Origin of the sequence: Streptomyces sp. NPDC090025 (assembly GCF_044748125.1) — a bacterium.
Taxonomy (GTDB): Bacteria; Actinomycetota; Actinomycetes; order Streptomycetales; family Streptomycetaceae; genus Streptomyces.
Genome location: NZ_JBIVFL010000015.1, coordinates 139,957 through 157,940 on the forward strand (window position 1 = coordinate 139,957; position 17,984 = coordinate 157,940).

13 protein-coding genes and 1 pseudogene are annotated in these 17,984 nt (G+C 75.4%); 10 read left to right on the plus strand and 4 right to left on the minus strand.

All coding sequences use genetic code 11. From position 1 onward, the window contains the following. Nucleotides 1-53: 53 nt before the first annotated feature. Entirely contained in the window at nucleotides 54-425 is a 372-nt protein-coding gene (locus ACIPXM_RS28830; protein ID WP_401661267.1) for a hypothetical protein, read from the minus strand. Nucleotides 426-610: 185 nt separating this feature from the next. Between ACIPXM_RS28830 and ACIPXM_RS28835 the strand changes: the two genes are divergently transcribed. Then, nucleotides 611-1,768 (plus strand): ROK family transcriptional regulator, encoded by a 1,158-nt coding sequence (locus ACIPXM_RS28835; RefSeq protein WP_401661269.1) that lies wholly within the window; start codon nucleotides 611-613, stop codon nucleotides 1,766-1,768. 84 nt (nucleotides 1,769-1,852) lie between these two features. Here ACIPXM_RS28835 and ACIPXM_RS28840 read toward each other — a convergent pair whose 3' ends face one another. Both ACIPXM_RS28840 and sigJ read right to left on the minus strand, forming a co-directional pair. Next, complete coding sequence (locus ACIPXM_RS28840; protein WP_401661271.1) at nucleotides 1,853-2,602, minus strand: GntR family transcriptional regulator; 750 nt, start codon at nucleotides 2,600-2,602, stop codon at nucleotides 1,853-1,855. A gap of 313 nt (nucleotides 2,603-2,915) precedes the next feature. Then, complete coding sequence (gene sigJ / locus ACIPXM_RS28845; RefSeq protein ID WP_401661273.1) at nucleotides 2,916-3,878, minus strand: RNA polymerase sigma factor SigJ; 963 nt, start codon at nucleotides 3,876-3,878, stop codon at nucleotides 2,916-2,918. Nucleotides 3,879-4,041: 163 nt separating this feature from the next. On the opposite strand from sigJ, the gene ACIPXM_RS28850 reads away from it, so the two are divergent. Next, nucleotides 4,042-4,878: an alpha/beta fold hydrolase gene (locus ACIPXM_RS28850; protein ID WP_401661275.1), complete on the plus strand. Its 837-nt coding sequence runs from the start codon at nucleotides 4,042-4,044 to the stop codon at nucleotides 4,876-4,878. Nucleotides 4,879-4,932: 54 nt separating this feature from the next. Here ACIPXM_RS28850 and ACIPXM_RS28855 read toward each other — a convergent pair. After that, nucleotides 4,933-5,829: pseudogene (locus ACIPXM_RS28855) on the minus strand (DMT family transporter); the annotation flags it as partial. Nucleotides 5,830-5,870: 41 nt separating this feature from the next. Between ACIPXM_RS28855 and ACIPXM_RS28860 the strand changes: the two are divergent. The 8 genes from ACIPXM_RS28860 (at nucleotide 5,871) to ACIPXM_RS28895 (ending at nucleotide 17,976) form a co-directional block, all read left to right on the plus strand. Continuing rightward, entirely contained in the window at nucleotides 5,871-6,032 is a 162-nt protein-coding gene (locus ACIPXM_RS28860) for a hypothetical protein (RefSeq protein WP_401661278.1), read from the plus strand. Between the two features lie 100 nt (nucleotides 6,033-6,132). Beyond that, nucleotides 6,133-7,554 carry a PLP-dependent aminotransferase family protein gene (locus ACIPXM_RS28865; protein ID WP_401661281.1) on the plus strand — a complete coding sequence of 474 codons (1,422 nt, stop codon included), beginning with the start codon at nucleotides 6,133-6,135 and terminating at the stop codon, nucleotides 7,552-7,554. A 155-nt stretch (nucleotides 7,555-7,709) separates the two neighbouring features. Further along, nucleotides 7,710-9,305 (plus strand): alkaline phosphatase D family protein, encoded by a 1,596-nt coding sequence (locus ACIPXM_RS28870; protein WP_401661283.1) that lies wholly within the window; start codon nucleotides 7,710-7,712, stop codon nucleotides 9,303-9,305. Nucleotides 9,306-9,419: 114 nt separating this feature from the next. Next, nucleotides 9,420-10,838: an SWIM zinc finger family protein gene (locus ACIPXM_RS28875; protein WP_401661285.1), complete on the plus strand. Its 1,419-nt coding sequence runs from the start codon at nucleotides 9,420-9,422 to the stop codon at nucleotides 10,836-10,838. After that, nucleotides 10,835-13,627, plus strand: a complete 2,793-nt coding sequence (locus ACIPXM_RS28880) for a DUF6493 family protein (RefSeq protein WP_401661287.1) — start codon at nucleotides 10,835-10,837, stop codon at nucleotides 13,625-13,627. Before ACIPXM_RS28875 ends, ACIPXM_RS28880 begins: the two co-directional genes overlap by 4 nt. A gap of 76 nt (nucleotides 13,628-13,703) precedes the next feature. Then, a complete protein-coding gene (locus ACIPXM_RS28885) occupies nucleotides 13,704-15,098 on the plus strand; it encodes a GNAT family N-acetyltransferase (protein WP_401661289.1) in 1,395 nt (464 codons plus the stop codon). A gap of 614 nt (nucleotides 15,099-15,712) precedes the next feature. Then, a complete protein-coding gene (locus tag ACIPXM_RS28890) occupies nucleotides 15,713-17,437 on the plus strand; it encodes a DUF885 domain-containing protein (RefSeq protein WP_401661291.1) in 1,725 nt (574 codons plus the stop codon). 89 nt (nucleotides 17,438-17,526) lie between these two features. Then, on the plus strand, nucleotides 17,527-17,976 hold the full coding sequence (locus tag ACIPXM_RS28895) for an Lrp/AsnC family transcriptional regulator (RefSeq protein ID WP_401661294.1): 450 nt from the start codon (nucleotides 17,527-17,529) through the stop codon (nucleotides 17,974-17,976). Nucleotides 17,977-17,984: the final 8 nt, after the last annotated feature.

The following is a 17,984-nucleotide window of genomic DNA, read 5'->3' on the forward strand; positions in this document are numbered from 1 at the left end:
CGGCCATCCAGGGCCTGCCGGGGGCCGGTGGCGTACGGCAGCGGGGTGGCGGCTCAGGGCGGGTCGACGGTGGTGACGCAGACCAGGATCCGGTGCTCGTCCTGCGCGGTCCGTACGACCCCGAGGGCTATCCAGCGGCCTTCGGCGCGCCACAGCTCGATGTCCGGCACGGCGTCGCCCAGCAGGTCCCAGGGCCGGGGTATGTGCTCGCCGCGGGCCGCCCGCAGCGGGATCGAGCCGAGGCCGAGGTGCTGCGGGGGTCCCCAGCGGCCGGTGAGGAGGCCGCCGAGCGCGGTCCGCTCCGCTTCCGCCTGCTCCTCGGAGGGGTCGGCCGGGGCTAACTCGGCGAGGTGGTGCCCGCCGTCGCGGAACGGGCGCCCGCGCAGCAGGTCGAGTGCGGCGACGTGCCGTGCCAGAGTGGTCATGGGTCCAGTAAAGCGCCGGGCACCGACAATTGGTGACCCGTCAGTCGCGCTCACGCCGATCTGACCGGGTCCGTACCGGCCATCCGGCCCGCGACCTGGGGAAATCCGTCCTGGGCGGCACTCGCCGCGCCCCCGTCCATTGAGTAACATCCGGCCAAAGAGGCGCACGAGCTGGGAGGCACACGGTGGGGCGGCTGACCGGCGGGGATCCGTCGCTGCTGCGGCGGATCAATTCCGCGGTGGTACTCCATGCGCTGCGGGGCTCCGACGCGCTGACCCTGACGGATCTGACCCGGGTGACCGGGCTTTCCCGGCCGACGGTCGAGGGCGTCACCGAGGGGCTGATCGAGGGCGGTCTCGTCGTCGAGTCGGCGCCCGAGGAGGGCGAGGCCCGGCGGCAGGGCAGGCCCGCCCGGAGGTTCCGCTTCCGGGCGGAGGCCGGGCATCTGCTGGGGATCGAGATCGGCCCGCACCGGGTCGCCGCGCTGATCTCCGGCCTGGACGGCCGGATCATCGGGGCCGGTTCGCGCGAGGTCGACGAGGCCGCCCCGGAGGACGAGCGGCTCGACCGGGTGCGTGCGGTGGTCGCCGATGTGCTGCGCAGGACCGGGGTGCCCCGGTCCAATCTGCGCGCGGTCGGCGTCGGCACGCCGGGGATCGTGGAGGCGGACGGCACGGTACGGCTCGGCACGGCGCTGCCCGGCTGGACCGGCCTGGCCCTCGGCGAGCGGCTGCGCCGGTCGTTCCGCTGCCCGGTGATCGTGGAGAACGACGCCAACGCGGCGGCCGTGGCCGAGCACTGGAAGGGCGCGGCGACGGATTCCGACGACATCGTGTTCGTGCTCGCCGGGCTGAGCCCGGGGGCCGGTTCGCTGATCGGCGGGCGGCTGCACCGGGGGTACGGCGGCGCGGCGGGCGAGATCGGCGCGCTGCACCTGCTGGGGCGCGGGGTCACTCCGGAGCATCTGCTGTCGCGGACGGACGAGCCGCTGCATCCGCTGGACGAGCAGGCGGTGGCCGAGGTGTTCGCGCTGGCCCGGCAGGGCGACGCGGCGGCCGAGGCGGCGGTGGAGCGGTTCATCCAGCGGCTCGTGCACGACGTGGCGGCGCTGGTCCTGGCGCTCGATCCGGAGCTGGTGGTGATCGGCGGCTGGGCGGCCGGTCTCGACGGCGTGCTGCAGCCGCTGCGCGAGGAGTTGGCCCGGTTCTGTCTGCGCCCGCCCCGGGTGGCGCTGTCGCTGCTCGGCGAGGCGGCGGTGGGCACGGGCGCGCTGCGGCTGGCGCTCGACCATGTGGAGGAGCAGTTGTTCGCGGTGGACGGCACGGTGTCGGCGCGGCGGTGACGTTCGCGGCAGCGGTGTGCCGTATGTGAAGGGCCCCGGGCAAGATGCCCGGGGCCCTTCACATACGCGGGGGTGCGGCGGAGGTCAGGAGGCCATCGCGAGGTCGCCGGAGTCGCCGAAGGTGAGCCGGCAGGTGTCGGCGCGGTAGGTGGCCACGGCGACAGCGGCGGTGCGGCCCGCGGAGAGGTAGCGGGTGGTGACGACGAGCACCGGGGCGCCGGGCAGCCGGTCGAGCTCCTTGGCGTCGTCTGCGCGGGCCGAGCCGAGCTCGACGGACCGGTCCTGGCCTTCGAGCGCGAGCCGCCCGAGCTCACGGAGCACACCACGCGCGTGCGTGGCCGTTCCGACCGGGTCGGGGGCGTCGGCGTCGGTGAGCGCGGGAACCGATCCGGCGGGCACGTAGAGGAGTTCGGCGGCGACGGTCTGGCCGTCGGTGACGCGCAGCCGCCGGACGACGTGCACCTGCTCGCCGGGGGCGAGTTCGAGGAGCCGGGCGACGGCGGCCGGGGCCGCGTCGGCGGCGCGGTCGACGGACTGCCAGCCGTCCTCGCCCATGCCGGGCCAGCTGTGCTGGGTGGTGGAGACGTCGACGCCGACGCGCGGCGGGGCGACGGTGGTGCCGACGCCGCGGCGGCGCTGCAGCCGGCCTTCGAGCTCCAGCTGCTCCAGGGCCTGCCGGAGGGTGGCGCGGGCGACGCCGAATCTGGCGGCCAGGTCGCGCTCGTTGGGCAGCACCTCGCCGACCGTGAAGTCCGAGTCGAGTGCTTCACCGATCACGGTCTTCAGGTGCCAGTACTTCGGCTCCGGTGCCGCTTCCAGCTGCGTGGTCCCCACCCTGAATCCTCCGCACATTCGCCGTGTCCCGCGGCGTTTTCCGCGCCCTTGTTTATTAAAGGTTCCTGCACTAACACTGCGACCATAGGCCGACCCACACCCTTGGTCAAGACCAATCCTCCGTCGAACGGCCCCGAATATGGCCCTCTGACCTAGATCGTTCACAGGACGTTCGCGTGCGCGTGTGCCCTGCGCAGCAATGTCCCTGTCCTGGCCACCGATCGGGCATGCCGAAGGCCCCGCGCCGGAGGCTGGGCTTCCGGGGCGGGGCCTTGGGTGTGCGGCGCCGGGTCGGGCTGTCAGGGGTGCCGGGTCAGGTGGACTGGGGCCGGTCCAGGGCGAGGAGGGCCAGTTTGTCGGGGTTGCGCAGGATGTAGAGGCAGACGATGCGGCCGTCCCGTACCTCCACCTGGAAGACGGAGTCGATCCGTCCGTCGACGAGGGCCACGAGCGCCGGGGCGCCGTTGATCTCGGCGAAGCGGAACGCGTAGGTCTCGTCGGCGTCCTGGCCGACGGCGACCAGGAAGCGACCGACCTTGTCCGGGGTGAGCAGGACGCGCAGCGGGGCCTTGGACTTGCCGCCGCTGTCCGGTACCAGCCGCACGTCGGGGCTGAGCAGGGCGAGCATGCCCGCCAGGTCGCCGCCGGACGCGGCGGCGAGGAACCGCTCGGTGAGGTCCCGCTGTTGGACCGGGTCGACGTCGTAGCGGGGGCGGCCCTCGTCGACGTGCTTGCGGGCCCGGGCGGCGAGCTGCCGGACGGCGGGCTCGGCACGGTCGAGGGTCTCGGCGATCTCGGCGAAGGGCAGGCCGAACGCCTCGCGGAGCACGAACACCGCGCGTTCCAGGGGCGAGAGGGATTCGAGGACGACGAGCAGGGCGAGCGAGACGGAGTCGGCGAGGACCGCGCGTTCGGCGGTGTCGGGGACGGCGGGGCCGAAGTCGGTGACGATGGGTTCGGGCAGCCAGGGGCCGACGTAGGTCTCGCGGCGGGTCTGGGCCTGGCGCAGCCGGTCGACGGCGAGCCGGGTGGTGACCCGGACCAGATAGGCGCGGGGTTCGCGGATGTCGCCGCGGTCGGCGGCGGCCCAGCGCAGCCATGCCTCCTGGACGACGTCCTCGGCGTCGGCGGCGCGGCCGAGCATGCGGTAGGCGACGCCGGTGAGCAGCCCCCGGTGCCGCTCGAAGACCTCGGTGAGGGCTTCGGTGGGGTCGTTCGGCGGTCCGGGCGTGGGCGGCGTCTCGTTCGGTGTCTCGTTCGGTGCGTGTGTCGTCACGGGTTCCCCGTCGTTCCTGTGCCGTCGCGATGGCTCGCGGTCGTACGTCTGGCGGTCGTAGGTCTTGAACTCGACTCTACCCACGGGTAATTCTTGCTGACAGGCTGTCTCGCAGAGGCCGGGAGCAGCCGGTGAACCACCGTCGGACCGACAGGGAGCCACCATGCCCGCACAGATCTCGTTCCCCGTGGAGTCCACCGCGGGCCCGCGCACCGTCACGGTGACCTACGAGCGGCGCGGCACCGGCGAACCGTTGCTGCTGCTCCACGGCATCGGCCACCTGTGGCAGGCGTGGGAGCCGGTCCTCGACGTCCTCGCCACCGAGCGCGACGTGATCGCCGTGGACCTGCCGGGCTTCGGCGCCTCCCCCGCGCTGCCCGAGCCGCTGGCGTACGACCTGGCGACCGTCGCCCCGGTGCTCGGCGCGTTCTGCGAGGCACTCGGGATCGACCGGCCGCATGTGGCGGGCAACTCGCTCGGCGGGCTGCTCGCGCTCGAACTGGGCCGCGAGAAGCGGGTCCGCTCGGTGACCGCGCTCTCCCCCGCCGGATTCTGGTCGGAGGCGGAGCGGGTGTACGCGTTCGCCACGCTCCGCGCGATGCGGGGCGCCGCGCGGGCCATGCCGCTGCCGCTGATCGAGCGGCTGTCCCGCAGCGCGGCCGGCCGCACCGCCCTCACCAGCACCATCTACGCCCGCCCGGCCCGCCTGTCACCGGAGGCGGCGGTCGCCGAGACGCTGTCCCTGCGCACGGCCACCGGCTTCGAGCAGACCCTCGCGGCGGGCGGCGGCGTCCGCTTCCACGAGGACGTCCCCGCCGTCCCGGTCACCATCGCCTGGGGCACCCGCGACCGCCTCCTCCTGCGCCGCCAGGGCATCCGCGCCAAGCACACCATCCCGGCCGCCCGCCTGATCCGCCTCCCCGGCGCGGGCCACGTCCCGATGAACGACGACCCGGCCCTGGTCGCCCGGGTCATCCTGGACGGCAGCGCGGTCGCCTGATCCGGCGCGGACCGTGTCCGCGCCGCCGAACAGCCCCGTGCCCAGGGCCGCGCCCGCGCCCACCAGGAGGGCGCCCGCCGCCTGGGCCGGGCCGAAGGAGCCGTGGCCGAGGGCGGCGGCGGTCAGAGCGGCGGCCACCGGGATGGCGCCGGTGAAGAGGGTGGCGCGCTCCATGCCGATCCGCTGGACGCCCTGGTAGAAGAGGACGAAGCCGCAGACGGTGGCGAGCACCGCCTGCCACAGAAGGGCGCCGGTTTCGGGCGCGGTCGGGACGCGCAGGGCGTCGGCGCCGTCGACGAGGAGGGCGAGCAGCGCCGATTCGACGGCGCCGACGCCGCACACCACCGCCGTCAGGAGCTTCGGGCCGAGCACCCGCAGCACCGGTACGGCGAGCACGGTGAAGCCGACCTCGCCCGCGAGCGCCGCCGCCGACCAGCCGAGTCCGGCCACGTCGGTGCGGCCCCAGCCCTGCACGGTGAACGCCCCGGCGGCGACGAGCACCGCCCCGTACAGCACCGCCCTGGTCGGCCTGCGGCCTTCGATCAGCGGCACCAGGACCGCGGCGACCACCGGGGCGCAGCCCACCAGAACGCCGGGGACCGCGGGTTCGGCGGTGCGCTCGGCGGCGAGCACGGCCAGGTTGAAGCCGACCATGCCGACCGCCGCGAGCAGGCCGATCCGCACCCACTGCCGTCCGGTCAGGGCCCGCAGCGGCCCGGCGGCGGCCCGCCCGCCGATCAGCGGGAGCAGCAGCAGGCAGGCGGCGCCGTAGCGGAGCGCCTGGCCGCCCGCGTACGGATAGTCGCCGAGCAGGCTGTTGGCGGTGAAGGAGGCGCCCACGAGGGCGTAGGCGACGGTCACGAGGAGGACGCCGCGCGGGGAGTTCGCGTTCATGTCCCCGACGCTAGGAACCGGACGGGCCCGAAAAGAGGTCCACTTGTCTGACGTCATCGGGGACCACTTGGCCGGGTCCCCCGGGGGAAGGGGATCACATGGACTGGTTCGACGGGGAGTTGGGCGGCGGACGCGATCACGACGTCCCGGACACCGGGGGCTCCTGGAACTGGGTGACGGTGGTGATCCTCGGGGTCGTCGTGCTGCTCGCGGTGGGGTTCTTCGCCGTGGTGGGGTGGCTGCGCGACCTCGTGTTCTGACGGATGCTCTCCGGCGGGCGTGCCCGACGGGCGTGCCGTCCGGGCCCGCCGCGCCGGGTACGCTCGCGCTCCTGCGGACACCGGTGAGAGGGGCGGGCTGATGGACGGCCGACCGGCCTGGGAACTGCTGCTTCCCGCGGCCGCCGCCCCGGCCCGCCGACGCGGCCGGGCCCTGCGCGAGGCGCTGCGGGACGCCGTGCGCACCGGGCGGCTCGCGGCCGGGACCCGGCTGCCGTCCAGCCGGGAACTCGCCGCCGATCTCGGGGTGTCGCGCGGTCTGGTGACCGAGGCGTACGAGCAGCTGACCGCCGAGGGCTATCTGCGCAGCGGCCGCGGCTCCGGCACCTGGGTGGGCGGCGCGGCGCGGGCCCCGGCGGCTCCTGCGGTACGGGATCTGGCGCCGGGCGCGCCGGATCGCGCGGGCGCGGGGGTACGGGTGGACTTCCGGCCCGGCACCCCGGACCTGTCGCTGTTCCCGAGGGCCGCCTGGGGCGCGGCGCAGCGCGTGGTGCTCGCCGAGCTGGCGCACCGGCGGCTCGGCTACCCGGATCCGCGCGGGCTGCCCGAACTGCGCGGTGCCCTCGCGGCGCTGCTCGCGCGGCGGCGCGGGGTGGTGGCCGATCCGGAGCGTCTGGTGGTGTGTTCGGGGGTCGCGCAGGCGGCGACGCTGCTCGGGCACGCCCTTCGCGCGCGCGGGCACACGTCGGTGGGCGTCGAGGACCCGGGCAGTCCCGAGCACGCCCGGCTGTTCGCGGCGACCGGTCTGGACACGGTGTGGCTGCCGGTCGACGCGGACGGTCTCGAACCGGGGCCGCTGGCCGGGTCCGGGGTGCGCGCGGTGGTGGTGACGCCGTCGCACCAGTTCCCGTCCGGGATCGGGTACGCGGCGCACCGCAGGGCCGGACTCCTCGACTGGGCGCGCGCGGTGGACGGCTTCGTCCTGGAGGACGACTACGACGGCGACTTCCGGTACGACCGGGCGCCGGTGGGCGCGTTGCAGGGGCTCGACCCGGAGCGGGTGGTGTACGCGGGTTCGGTGAGCAAGTCGCTGGCCCCCGGGCTCCGGCTGGGCTGGATGCTGCTGCCGGACGCGCTGCTCGACGAGGTGGTGGAGCGCAAGCGGACGGCGGACCTCGGCAACACGGTGCTCGACCAGGCGGTGCTGGCCCGGCTGGTGACGAGCGGCGGCTACGACCGCCAGCTGCGCCGCTGCCAGCGGGCCTACCGGGCCCGCCGGGACGCCCTGGTCGCCGCCCTCACCACGTACCTGCCCGGCACCGAGGTGTCGGGCATAGCGGCCGGTCTGCACGTCATCGCGCGCGTGCCGCCCGTTTTCGGGCCGCCGGAGCGGTTCCTCGCGCGGGCGCGGGCGGCGGGCGTCGTCGTACGGACCCTGGAGGAGTACGGCACGGCGCGGCCCGGGGACGGGGCGGTGCGGCTGGTGATCGGGTACGCGCATCTGACGCCCGCGGAGATCGCGCGCGGGGTGGCGGCGGTGGCGGCGGAGTACGTCGGCGGGTAGCGGGTGTCGCCAACGGGCGGTGCCCGCGCCGCCGTTGTTCACACGGGGTTCGGCTGGCAGCCGCCACCGGCCGCTAGGCATGGGGGCGCGGGGTGGGTCGGGCCGATCGCCGACGGCCCCGTACCGCTCTGTCCCGATCCCTTTGGAGGCGCTCGATGTCCCAGCCCACCCCCGGCCCGGCTCCCGCCCGCCGCTCCGTCCTGCGCGGCTCGCTCGCCGCTTCGGCCGCCGCTCTGACGGTCGGCGGCGGCGCGTTCGCGAGCCCGGCGTTCGCCCTGTCCGGGCGGCCCTCGGCCGACTGGGGCGTGCAGGTCGGTGACGTGACCGCGCACTCGGCGCTGGTGTGGATCCGCTCCGACCGCCCGGCCCGGATGATCGTGGAGACCTCGTCGGGCGAGTCCTTCCGCCGGGTGCACCGGCACGTCGGCCCGCTGATCGGCCCCGGCACGGACTTCACCGGCACCACGGCGCTGCGCGGGCTGCCCGCGGGCGAGCAGATCCACTACCGGGTCGTGCTCGCCGACCCGGACGACCCGCGCCGTACCGGCAGGCCGGTCACCGGCACCTTCCGGACCGCGCCCGCGCGGCGCCGGGACGGGGTGCGGTTCCTGTGGTCGGGCGACATCGCGGGCCAGGGCTGGGGCATCAACCCGGACATCGGCGGTTTCCGCGCGTACGACGAGATGCGGCGGCTGAACCCGGACTTCTTCCTGTGCAGCGGCGACACCATCTACGCGGACGGTGTCATCCAGCCGTCCGTGACCCTCCCGGACGGGCGGGTCTGGCGGAACGTCACCACCCCGGAGAAGGCGAAGGTCGCCGAGACGCTCGCCGAGTACCGGGGCAACTTCCGCTACAACCTGCTCGACCACAATGTGCGCGCGTTCAACGCGCAGGTGCCGTCGATCGTGCAGTGGGACGACCACGAGGTGCGCAACAACTGGTACCCGGGTCAGATCCTCGACGACGTCCGCTACACCGAGAAGAACATCGACGTCCTCGCGGCCCGCGCCTCGCGCGCCTTCGCCGAGTACTTCCCGGTCTCCACGCTGCACGCGCGCGCGGGCGAGTCGCGCTCCGAGGGCCGGATGCACCGGGTGGTGCGCTACGGCCCGCTGCTCGACGTGTTCGTGCTCGACATGCGGTCGTACCGCAACGCCAACTCGCCCGGCCGGCAGCCCGACGACACCACCGGCATCATGGGCGCCGAGCAGTTGGAGTGGCTGAAGCGGGAGCTGAGCCGGTCGCGCGCGGTGTGGAAGGTGCTGGCCGCCGACATGCCGCTGGGGCTGGTGGTGAACGACGGCGCCACCGACTTCGAGGCCGTCGCGCAGGGCGACCCGGGCGCGCCGCTCGGCCGTGAGCTGCAGATCGCGGAGCTGCTGCGGTTCATCAAGCACCGCCGGATCACCGGCACGCTGTGGCTGACCGCCGACGTGCACTACACCTCGGCGCAGCACTACGCGCCGGAGCGGGCGGCGTTCAAGGACTTCGCGCCGTTCTGGGAGTTCGTCTCGGGTCCGCTGGCGGCGGGCGGTTTCCCGGCGAACCAGCTGGACGGCACGTTCGGCCCGGACCGGGTCTTCGTGCGGGCGCCGGAGCGGGCGAACCTGTCGCCGATGGAGAGCCCGCAGTACTTCGGCGAGGTCGACATCGACGGCGACAGCGGTGAACTGACGGTCCGGCTGCGTGCCGAGGGCGGCACGGTGCTGTTCGCGCGGTCGCTCCAGCCGGGCCGCGTCGGGCAGTAACAGCCCGGCGGGCGGGGCGGATCCGCAGGTCGGAGCGGGTCCGGGGCGGGTCCGGGGCGGGCGTGCGAGGCCGCTCCGGGCCCGTTGTCAGTGCCGGGGCCTAGCGTTTTTCCCATGACGCGATCCGTACAGGCGCTGGCCTACGCATGCCCGTCCGCCCTCCAGCCATCGGGCTCGGGGCGGCTGCTCGGCCTGGAGACCTCCGGCGGCCGCACCCCTCGGGGCGCGGTGGCCCGGCCCCGGTTCTTCTCCGGGTTCCTCACCTCGCCGCAGATCGGCGCGCGGGGTCTGCTGGCGGTGGCCGACGTGGCCGCGGCCCGCTACCACCAGCGGATCAGACCGGGTTCGCTGGACCCGGTGGTGACCGGGAACGGCGACCGGCTGCGCTTCGAGTCCTTCTCGGGCTGCGGCGGGGTGTACGCGCGCCTCGATGTGCTGAGCGCGGGTCTCGACGGGGCGGAGACCGGGCACGGTACGACGAACGTGGATGTGAACAACCCGCTGCGGGAGGCGCTTTCCCGGCTCACCGGGGACGATCCGCTTCATCTGCGGGTCGGTCCCGAGGAGTTGGCCGTCACCACGATGGCGGGCGCGGTGGTGGAGAAGAAGGTGCCGCTGCCGCAGCGCTGGCTGCGCGGCTTCGCCGAGTCCCAGGTGGCGTCCGCCGGTTTCGATCTGCGGGCCGAGCTGACCGGGGCGGAGGCGGTGCGTTTCCTGCGGTCGCTGCCGCGCTCCCCCGGGCGTGGCCGGGGCCCGCTGTGGGTGGTCCCGTCGGGGCGGACGCTGCGGCCGACGACCCGCCCGGTGCCGGGCGCGGTCTGTCTGGCCGGACCCGACCGGCTGGTGGCCCTGGAGCGGGTGCTGCGCTTCGCGACGGCACTGCGGGTGTACGGGCCGGTGCCGGACGGCGCGGCGGCAGCGAGCGCCTGGGAGGTGGTGCTGCCGGGGATGCGGCTGACGCTGACCCTGTCGCCCGATCCGGCGCGCGGGTTCTCCGGCGAGGGCGGGGTCCTGGAGGCGCTGGCCACCGACGAGGCGGAGCGGGACGCGGAGCTGGTGTCGGTGCTGCTGTCCTGGGAGCCGCGGATCGATCCGGCGGAGCTCGCCGGGCGGGCCGGGCTGACCGTCGAGCGGGTGCGGGCGGCGCTGACCCGGCTCGGCACGGCCGGGCAGGTGGGCTACGACGTGGCGGAGGCGGCCTACTTCCACCGCGAGCTGCCCTATGACGCGGAGCGCGCCGAGCGGCACAACCCCCGGCTGCTGGCCGCCCGGGCGCTGCTCGCGGCCGGCGCGGTGACCGTGGACGGGGCGCTGGCCTCGGTGCTGTCGGGCGACCGGCGCTATCAGGTGCGGGAGTCGGCGGACGGGCGGCTGAGCTGTACGTGCGCGTGGTGGGCGGACTACCAGGGGCGGCGCGGCCCGTGCAAGCACGCGCTCGCGGTACGGATGCGCCGGCGTGGCGCGACGGACGCCGCGGCACCGGCCGGGGCGGGGTTCGAGGCGGGGTTCGAGACGACGGGGGTGACCCGATGACGACGCCGACGACGCCGACGGGGCCGACGGGGACGACGGGGACGACGGGGACGGCGGACAGCGGGATGACGGCGGAGGGCACGGCCGTGGACACGGTGGTGGAGGCGGCGGTCGCGGAGTTGCTGGCGGCGGTCCGCGCGGGGCGGCACGACCGGGTGCCCGGGCTGCTCGCGCCGCTGGACGCGGCGGCCCGCAAGGCGGCCCTGCCGCTTCTGAAGGAGCTGCGGAGCGAGGTGCGGGGCTGGGGCTGGGAGCGCTGGCACGACCAGATGCACGCCCGGGAGGCGCTGCGGGTGGCGGGGGCCGGCTGTCTGCCGGGGGCGGCAGCGGCGGCGGCCTGGATCGGTGCGCGCGATCTGACCGGCTGGACGGGCCAGGCCGTGGACGGGGTCCTGGAGGTCCTCGACGGCCGTCCGTCCGGGTGGCTGGCGGACGTGGCGGGGCGGCTCGCCGAGCGGCAGGTGGCGCAGGACCAGTACCGGCTGGTGCACGCCCTCGTGGTCCGCTCGGGCGCCGCCGTGCCGACCGCGGAGCCGTATCTGCGGGGCTGGACCGAGGCACTGCCGGAGCGGGAGCTGCTCGCGGCGCTGCGCGCCGATCCGCAGACGCCGGTCCTGCTGCCGCTCGTGCTGGCCCTCACCGAGGCGCCCGCCCGGCTGAGCTGGACGACGGCGGCGGACGACCCGGGGCACTGGCCCTCCGCGCTGCGGGCCCTGGCCGAGGAGCGGGTGCTCGACCGGGCGGCGCTGGTCGACTGCTGTGTGTCCCGGCTGCTGCGCGGCGGCCGGGCGCGCGATCTGCGGTTCCCGCTGGCCGTGTTGCAGGCCCTCGCCACGACCGGCGAGGAGCGGCGGGCGCGGATCCCCGACTGGCTGGGGATGGCGGCGGACGCGCCGTCGCCGGTGGCGGCGCACGCGCAGGAGATCCTGACGGGCCTGGCGCTCGACGGCGGGCTCGCGGTGGCCGAGCTGGCGGAGCTGTCCGGGGCGGTGCTGTTCCGGCCGGAGAAGAAGCTGGTGCGGGCGCAGTTGACGCTGCTCGGCAAGGTGCTGCGGCGGGATCCCGGCCAGGCGGCCGAGCTGCTTCCGGTGGTCACGGACGCCTTCGGGCACGAGGACACGGCGATCCAGCAGCGGGCGCTCGCCCTGGTGGGCCGGTATCTGGCCCGGGTGCCGGAGGCGGTGCGTGCGGAACTGGCGGGCGCCGCCGAGCTGTTGAGCCCGGTGCACCGGGCGGCCGCGGCGGAGCTGTTCGGCGGGTCCGTGGCCGGGCTCCCGGTGGCGTACGAGGAGGTGCTGCCGCCGGTGCCGGAGCGCCGTCCGGTGGCGGCGCCCGCCCGTACGGTGCCCGAGCTGATGGAGGAGCTGATCGTCCTGGCGCGCCATCCGTACGACGCGCCGGTGGACTTCGAGCGGGCCCTCGACGGGGTGGTGCGGCACGCCCACCGGGACCGGGAGGTACTGACGGCGCGGGTGCGGGAGATGTTCGGCCAGTGGCACGGGTTCGTCGGCGGGGAGCATGTGCGGAGCGGTTCGCGCGGGCTGATGACCGTGCTCGCGGCGCTCGCGGGCGAGGTGGGGGTTTCCACGCTCGATCTGGCCCGCAGGCGGCCGCGCGGGACGGCCCGGTGCGCCCACGAGGTGCTGGCCAGGGTGGTGGACACCCGGGTGTGGGAGGTGGCGTGGCTGCTCGCGACGGCGGGGCCGGTGCCGTTCCTGCTCGCCACGCCGACCCATCACACCGGTTCGGTGGATCCGGTGGTGCTGGTGGAGCGGCTGCGGGCGTACCGGGACGGCGGCGTCGAGCCGCTGCCGGTGGATCTGGCGCAGGCGCTGCTGCGGGTGCGCAAGGCCGATCCGCTGGCGGCCCGGGTGGCCGGGGAGGCGGCGGCGCTCGGCACCCGGGCGGGTGCGCGGCTCGCCGCGTGGCTGACGGAGCCGGAGTCGCTGGCGCCGGGCCTGCGGCTGCGGGCCACCAGCGGGACGCGGGGGGAACGGACGGAGGGGCGGCGGTGGTTCGCGGAGCGGCTGGTGCTCGCGGTCCGGGAGCGCCGGGCGATCCGGGACGAGTTCCCGCCGGTCTTCCAGTGGCTGGGCGGGGCACCGGCGGAGTCGTCGCCCGGCTGTAACCCGTACCACTGGTCGGGGCTGCGGCCGCTGTGGCCGGGGATCCTGCCGGACGACCGGGAGGCGCTGGCGGCCTGGCTGCTGCCGCCGCTGGGTGCGGCGGCGGAGTGGGAGCTGCGGGGTGCGGCCGAAGGGCTCACCGCGCTGGCCGAGGCGGAGGGGGCGGCGGGGCCCGCGTTCCATCTGGCGGTCGCGGTCGGGCTCGGCTGCCGGCACGCGGAGGACCGGCTGACGGCGGTGGACGCGCTGCTCGTGCTCGCGGCCCGTGGCGACCTCGATCCGGCGCTGCTGGGTGCGCGGCTCGCGGAGCTGACGGCGGAGGGGATGGCGAAGCCGAACCGGCTGGCGGACGCGCTGCGTACGGCGGCGGCGACCGGGGCGTACGGGACGGTGCGCGGGGTGCTGCTCGCGCTGCTTCCGTCGCTGATCGGCGGTGACCGGCCGGTGCACGGGGCCGGGGAGCTGCTGGCGGTGGCGGCCGAGTGCGTGGAGCGGGCGGGCGCGCCGTCGGCGGCTGCCGGGCAGCGGGAGATACCGGGTCTCGCCGTGCTCGCGGCGCGGGGCGGTACGAGCCGGCTGGTGACGCAGGCGCGGCGGCTCGCGGTCGCACTCGGTCAGGGGGTCGATCAGACGGCAGCACAACCGGTCGAAATCGGAAGTTAAACCCCCAGATCGGCGCTTAACCCGTCAGACACAAGGCGTTCGTGATCACGCAACACCACTGGGTCACAGTGAGGTCATGACGGACAAGACGCGCACCCGGACCACTCGCGGCACCCACCACTGGCGGCACGACGTGATCGAGCTCGCCGCCCTGTTCACCGCCGTGGTGGTGGCCGATTCGATCGCCAAGGCCGTCGCCAAGGGCCCCGACGGCCCGTACCTGCTCGTGTTCTCGGCGATCGCCCTGGTCGCCACGGCCGCGTTCCACACCTGGTGGGCCCGCAGGCACAGTCACGCACCACCCGCCGATCCCGGCGGCAGCGGGCCGGGCGCCCCGCTGCCGCGGGACCAGCGGCCGGCCGATGCCTCCGCCCCCGTGGCGGAGGCCACCGGCACGGCGCTGTGGCGGCTGCGGACCACGGTCGCCGACGCGCCCGGCAGCCTGGCGGCGGTGTGCGCGGTGCTCGCCCGGCACGGGGTCGACATCCTGACCCTGCAGACCCACCCGCTCGCCGCCGGCACGGTCGACGAGTTCCTGCTGCGCGCCCCCGCCGGGCTCGGCTCGGACCTGCTGACCGACGCCATCGCCGAGGCGGGCGGCACCGACACCTGGACCGAGCGGGCCGACGCCCACGACCTCGTCGACACCCCCACCCGGGTGCTGGGTCTGGCCACCCGCACCGCGCTCGACGCCGCCGAACTCCCGCTCGCGCTGCGCCAGCTGCTCGGCCGCTGCACCCTGCGCTCGGTGCCGCCGGTCTCGCTCACCGGCCGCCCCACCGGTCCGGTCGCCCCGGTGGAGGGCGTCCTGGAGGAGACCGAGATGCGGCTGCGCGACCCGAACGGCGGGACGCTGGTCATCGAGCGGCCCTATCTGCCGTTCACCCCGACCGAGTTCGCCCGGGCCCGCGCGCTGGTCGAGCTCGACGCCCGGCTCGGCCCCCGGGTCCCGCACGGCCGTGACGTGCTCACCCTGCCCGAGGGCAACGAGATCACCGTCCGCCGCGCCGACCAGCGCGACCTGCGGGCCGCCCGCGCCCTGCACGACCGCTGCTCGGACCGCACCCTGGCGCTGCGCTACCACGGCCCGGTCGGCGACGCGGACCGCTACCTCGACCATCTGCTCAGCCCGCGGTTCGGCCGTACGCTCGCCGTACAGACCACGTCCGGCCGGGTGGTCGCGCTCGGACACCTGCTGTGGGACGGCGACGAGACCGAGGTCGCGCTGCTCGTCGAGGACGACTGGCAGCGCCGCGGCATCGGCTCGGAACTCCTCGGCCGCCTGGTGGCGCTCGCCGAGGAAGCGGGCTGCGCGAGCGTCTACGCGGTGACCCAGTCCTCCAACACCGGCATGGTGGCCGCGATGCGCGCCCTGAACCTGCCGCTCGACTACCAGATCGAGGAGGGCACCCTGGTCATCACCGCCCGCCTCAGCGGCAGCCAGGCCACCGCCACCACCGGCCGTTCCTAGGTCGTGTCCGGACGGATACCGGCGGGTAGCGGGAAATCGACCCACGAAGTTCGGCCACTGGCCGGATCCGTCGGCGGGGACAGGGGCGGTCCGCTCATTCCCCGCCGGTCGCGTACCGGCCCGCCACCCCCGCCCCGGCCACCTGCCGGGAGCGCGCCGCCGGGGCGGGGGCGGGCGTCCCCACCTGTCGGGACCGGCCCGCCCGGCGCCGCCGCACCCGCGTGATCACCGGTCACCGACTACGGCTGGATCCGGCCAAACTCGGCCGAGTACATGAGGCGTCGCTCCGCGCCGGGGTGCGGACGCACCGGCGCGAACCCGTCGTCCCGTTCCTGGCCCGGGTCCGGCGCCGGACGGGCCCCGCGCCCCGCTCCGCCCACCGGGATCCGGCCCCGGTCCGGCGCCCGGCACCGTCACCGGCCCCGCCGACCTGCGGCGTCCGGCCCCGGACACCGCGCGTTCCGCGCGCGGAACGGCCCGCCCACCGCCCCCGCCGGACCCTCGCGAGAGCGTGCCCGGTCCCCTCCTCGCGCCGTCCTCCGGCGCTCGGTTGTCAGCCGCGCGCGTCCGGCCGAGGGTGACGCGGGACCCGTGCACGGGTCAGGATGAGACCCATGCCAGAGACTTCCAGCCCCGCGCTCCCCCGCCAGATCGCCGACGCCTATGTCGACGAACTCATCCGACTCGACCCGATCACCGGCACGTTCCTGGGAGTCCGAGAGAGCGCCGGCCGCCTTCCCGACTTCTCCCCCGCGGGCCAGGAGGCGGTCGCGGAGCTCGCCCGGCGGACCCTGGCGCTGCTCGACGCGGCCGAGCGGGAGCCCGGCGCCGACAGCGAGGCGGAACGGCGCTGCGCCCGGCTGCTGCGGGAGCGGCTGACCGCCCAACTCCTGGTGCACGAAGCGGGCGAGGGCCTGTGCGTGGTGAGCAATCTCCGCTCGCCCGCGCACAGCGTGCGGATCTCCTTCACCATGCTGCCGACCGCCACCCAGGAGGACTGGGCCGCGATCGCCGCCCGGCTCCGCGCGGTCCCCGCCGCCCTGGAGGGCTACCGCGCCTCGCTCGCGCTCGGCCTCGAACGGGGGATGCGGGGCGGCCCCCGGGCCACCGCCACCTTCGTCGGGCAGCTGACCGACTGGGCGGTCGCGGGCGGCGCCGGGCCCGACGGCACGGACCGGGGCTGGTTCGCCGGGCTCGCCGCCGGGGCCGAGGGCGTCGCCGGGGTGCCGGAGGCGCTGCGGGCCGAGCTCGCGAAGGCGGGCGACGCCGCCGACCTGGCCGTGGTCGAACTGCGGGACTGGATGCGCGAGGTGTACGGCGCCGCGGTCGCCGACGCCCCCGACACGGTGGGCCGCGAGCGCTACCGGCGCTGGGCGCGCTTCTTCAACGGCACCGATCTGGACCTGGACCAGGCGTACGCGTACGGCTGGTCGGAGTTCCACCGGCTGCTCGGGGAGATGCGGCACGAGGCGGACCGGATCCTGCCGGGCTCCGACCCCTGGGAGGCGCTGGCCCACCTCGACGAGCACGGCACCCACATCGAGGGCGTGGACGCGGTACGGGACTGGCTGCAGGGCCTGATGGACGAGGCGATCACCGCCCTGGACGGCACCCACTTCGAACTCGCCGAGCGGGTGCGCCGGGTGGAGTCCCGGATCGCCCCGCCGGGCGGCGCCGCCGCCCCGTACTACACCGGCCCCTCGGAGGACTTCTCGCGGCCGGGACGCACCTGGCTGCCGGTGGACGGACAGACCCGGTTCCCGGTGTACGACCTGGTGTCGACCTGGTACCACGAGGGCGTCCCCGGCCATCATCTGCAGATCGCCCAGTGGGCGCACGTCGCCGACCGGCTCTCCCGCTACCAGGCGACGATCGGCAAGGTCAGCGCCAACACCGAGGGCTGGGCGCTGTACGCGGAGCGGCTGATGGACGAGCTGGGCTACCTGGGCGACGCGGAGCGGCGGCTCGGGTATCTGGACGGCCAGATGATGCGGGCCTGCCGGGTGATCGTGGACATCGGCATGCACCTGGGCCTGGAGATCCCGGCGGAGTCGCCGTTCCACCCGGGCGAGCGGTGGACGCCGGAGCTGGCCCAGGAGTTCTTCCAGCGGCACAGCAGCCGCCCGCCGTCGTTCGTGGAGAGCGAGATGACCCGCTATCTGTCGGTGCCCGCCCAGGCGATCGGCTACAAGCTGGGCGAGCGGGCCTGGCTGACCGGCCGGGCGAACGCGCGGGCCCGGCACGGCGACGGGTTCGACGCGAAGGCGTGGCACATGGCGGCGCTCTCGCAGGGACCGCTGGGGCTCGACGACCTGGTGGACGAGATCTCCCGGCTGTAGGGCGAGTTCTCCCGGCTGCCGGGCGAGCGCGGTGTGAGATACCCCGGGAGGGCTTGAACTCCCGGGGTTTTCCCTGCAAGGTCACGCCCATGACCAGCGGATACACCCCGGACGCCACCGACTGGCGGATCCTCGACGCCCTGCAGTCCCAGGGCCGGGCCAGCTTCGCCGAGCTGGCCCGCGCCGTCTCCATGTCCCCGTCGGCGGTGACCGAGCGGGTGCGGCGCCTGGAGGAGGCCGGGGTGATCGCCGGATACACGGCGGTCGTCGACCAGGAACGGCTCGGCCTGCCGATCCTCGCCTTCGTCCGGCTGCGCTACCCGAACGGCAACTACAAGCCGTTCCACGACCTGATCGCCACCACCCCCGAGGTCCTGGAGGCGCACCACGTCACCGGCGACGACTGCTTCGTCCTGAAGGTCGCCGCCCGGTCGATGCGGCACCTGGAGGAGATCGCCGGAAAGGTTGGCGCGCTCGGCTCGGTGACCACCAGCGTCGTCTACTCCTCGCCGCTCCCCCGCCGCGCCATCGGCCGCTGAGCCCCGGA

Bases quoted from the DNA above. Each gene is read 5' to 3' on its own strand.
- ACIPXM_RS28830 (WP_401661267.1), bottom strand. From the start codon at position 425: ATGACCACTCTGGCACGGCACGTCGCCGCACTCGACCTGCTGCGCGGG.
- ACIPXM_RS28850 (WP_401661275.1), top strand. From the start codon at position 4,042: ATGCCCGCACAGATCTCGTTCCCCGTGGAGTCCACCGCGGGCCCGCGC.
- ACIPXM_RS28860 (WP_401661278.1), top strand. From the start codon at position 5,871: ATGGACTGGTTCGACGGGGAGTTGGGCGGCGGACGCGATCACGACGTC.
- ACIPXM_RS28865 (WP_401661281.1), top strand. From the start codon at position 6,133: ATGGACGGCCGACCGGCCTGGGAACTGCTGCTTCCCGCGGCCGCCGCC.
- ACIPXM_RS28870 (WP_401661283.1), top strand. From the start codon at position 7,710: ATGTCCCAGCCCACCCCCGGCCCGGCTCCCGCCCGCCGCTCCGTCCTG.
- ACIPXM_RS28875 (WP_401661285.1), top strand. From the start codon at position 9,420: ATGACGCGATCCGTACAGGCGCTGGCCTACGCATGCCCGTCCGCCCTC.
- ACIPXM_RS28880 (WP_401661287.1), top strand. From the start codon at position 10,835: ATGACGACGCCGACGACGCCGACGGGGCCGACGGGGACGACGGGGACG.
- ACIPXM_RS28885 (WP_401661289.1), top strand. From the start codon at position 13,704: ATGACGGACAAGACGCGCACCCGGACCACTCGCGGCACCCACCACTGG.
- ACIPXM_RS28890 (WP_401661291.1), top strand. From the start codon at position 15,713: ATGCCAGAGACTTCCAGCCCCGCGCTCCCCCGCCAGATCGCCGACGCC.
- ACIPXM_RS28895 (WP_401661294.1), top strand. From the start codon at position 17,527: ATGACCAGCGGATACACCCCGGACGCCACCGACTGGCGGATCCTCGAC.